Here is a 472-nt window from a genome sequence, read left to right on the forward strand (position 1 = left end):
CCTTGACCGAGGTCAAGGGCACCAGCGAGGTGAACGCCTCGTCGACTATCTGCCGGGTTTCCTGCCGGAATCCGCGCTCTCGGAGATCAGTGCCAAGAGCGCGTGCGCTTTTCCCACGACTTCCAGCGCCGCTTTCGTTCGTGCCAGCTCGGCGGTGAGCCGTTGGTTCTCCCGCCGTAGCCGCTCGTTGTCGGCGTCTGTCTCCGTCGCCGCGGGCCGGCCGGCGGGCCTGTCCTCGAGGGCTTCGCGAGCCCCCTGTTCCTGTGCCTCGCGCCATTTCTGGATGTGGGAGTGGTACAGACCTTCCCGGCGCAGCAGGGCGCCTCGTTCGCCCGCACCGGTCAGGCCGTCGTACTCGTTCAGGATTATTTTCTTGTAGGCCGCGGTGAAGGTCCGGCGCTTCGGCCGGTCCGACCGCGGTCCGCCTCGCGAGGAGCTCACCTCGCCATCCTCCTGCTTCGAGGAGGCCATG

The 472-nt window shown here is 67.4% G+C and carries 1 pseudogene; it reads right to left on the bottom strand.

Annotation, left to right across the window (positions count from 1 at the left end):
* Positions 1-45: 45 nt before the first annotated feature.
* Positions 46-472 (bottom strand): annotated as a pseudogene (locus G6R24_RS23145) (hypothetical protein); the annotation flags it as partial.

It is taken from the genome of Candidatus Frankia nodulisporulans, from assembly GCF_902806475.1.
Taxonomy (GTDB): Bacteria; Actinomycetota; Actinomycetes; order Frankiales; family Frankiaceae; genus Frankia; species Frankia umida.